Below are 1,893 nucleotides of genomic sequence, written 5' to 3'. Positions count from 1 at the left end.
TGAGCCGTATGAGGGGAAACTCTCACGTACGGTTCTTAGAGAGGAAGGTGGTAGTAATACCACTAACCTACTCGACTTGGAGTACGGAAAGATAAAACAAGACCTCGAAATAAATGATTTAAAAAGATATGGCATACATACTATTCTGATTGAAGATTATAATGAGATTAATGAACTCTTTTATCAATCTTATCAATTATATTTAACTAATAGTGTCTTTATTGCTGGAAGTTGTAGAAATTATGGAGAATGGGATGAAGACACCGCTACTGAGTTTCTTTATCTTTTAGGATATAAATTAATTGATAATGAAATCATAGTTGGTAACGGTAATATAGAAGGCGTAGGGCCACAGGTAATTAATGGCGTGATGACAGCGATTAATGATAAAGATCTTGATATTTCGAAGTATCTAAAAATTAAAACTCTCCCATTAATTAAAGGTAGCGATAAACATATTGATAGTTCGGCAAAGAAAAGATTTCAAGATAATATGATATCAGAAGCAGGTATAGTTATATTTGTCTTTGGAAATCAATACTATGATGGAGTTTTATCTAACTCAAGGGGTGTACTAGAAGATTTTAATAGGGCTGTAGAGCAAAATAGGTTTATTATTCCTGTAGGTTCGACGGGTTGGAGCTCTTTAGAAGTATACCAGACACTTTTATCTGAAATTGATAAATATTCCTACCTCTCTCCTTTTCTAGATAAATTACTGACGGAAAAGGATCCTGAAATTTTATCTCAGACTATTATTGATTGCATTAAACATATCAGAGATTCGTACATCATGAATAATTTTTTATAGTAAAATCAGTATATATAGAGAAATGAATTAGAAATAGGACACTGTTAGGTTTATAGATTTGAGTACCCTCAAACTATTTTGGTAGCGGTCAACTGACGCTATAACTCAAGAGCGTCCTTATCTTAATTCAAACCATTATAATTTTTTCTTTTAATAAAAACAGAGATTTAACGTTTAACTTCAATTCGTTACCTCTCTGTTTTTTATTATAAATGTTTTAATGTTCCCTAAGGCTATTTTGAACATTTATATAAACGTTTTTATATATATTTCTTGGATAATTTCCAGTATTTTTAAATGGTACTCTCCTTGGAAATCTTTCCTAAATAAGCGTTCTTTTAATAGTTTAGTTACTGCGATACAAAACAATATTTCATGTGTTAGTTTAAAATTTCCCGACTTTTCTTGTTTTCTCAAATATTGAGAAAAGTTATCTACTATAAAAAGGGCATCAAGACTATTTACAGTACTATATCGAATTTGCTCTAATAAAAAATCACCAACATAACTGTCGATTGAAAACTTAGGAATGTTTTTGCAAATAATATTGTTCAAATGTAACAATATAAAACGATCTACGATATAATCTATTTCTTTTAATGAGGATACCGTTAATAAATTATAATTTTTTAATAAAGTATATTCATTAGGAATATCTTCTTTTTTTATTTTATACAATACTGGAAAAAAAGAAATTCTTTTCTTAAGTGCATAATTCAGCTCTTTTAAACACCACGCTTTGCTAAAGAATGTTTCATCGAGTATAAAAATAATTCCATAATAATCAGCACTTTTATCGAGTACAGTATATAGATTATCAATTATTTCATCTCCAATGTTAATTTCAAATTTATCAATCCAAGTTTTTAAACCAATTTTATTTAATATATTATTCAAAGGATTTACAAATTCGTAGTAAATATCTCTTGAATAACTTATAAAATATTGAAATTCTCTCACATCTCTCTCCTACCGATAACTATTAATTATCACTATACAAAGCGTCAAAATCAGTCTATAATAGCGTCATTATCGTTAAAGGAGACTATCATGGATTATACTATTATTTCTAACTACTTGGA

Annotated in this window: 1 protein-coding gene and 1 pseudogene; one reads left to right on the top strand and one right to left on the bottom strand. The window is 28.6% G+C overall.

The genetic code is table 11. The features are described 5' to 3' along the window. A pseudogene (locus P7J49_RS11505) lies at window positions 1-811 on the top strand (hypothetical protein); the annotation flags it as partial. A gap of 246 nt (window positions 812-1,057) precedes the next feature. Here the strand turns inward: P7J49_RS11505 and P7J49_RS11500 are convergent. Further along, window positions 1,058-1,771 carry a toll/interleukin-1 receptor domain-containing protein gene (locus P7J49_RS11500; protein ID WP_408570736.1) on the bottom strand — a complete coding sequence of 238 codons (714 nt, stop codon included), beginning with the start codon at window positions 1,769-1,771 and terminating at the stop codon, window positions 1,058-1,060. Window positions 1,772-1,893: the final 122 nt, after the last annotated feature.

Origin of the sequence: Streptococcus suis (genome assembly GCF_046032515.1) — a bacterium.
Classification (GTDB): Bacteria; Bacillota; Bacilli; order Lactobacillales; family Streptococcaceae; genus Streptococcus; species Streptococcus suis_AL.
The sequence above is the reverse complement of the archived record's forward strand: the minus strand, read 5'-3'. Positions and strand labels throughout refer to the sequence as shown.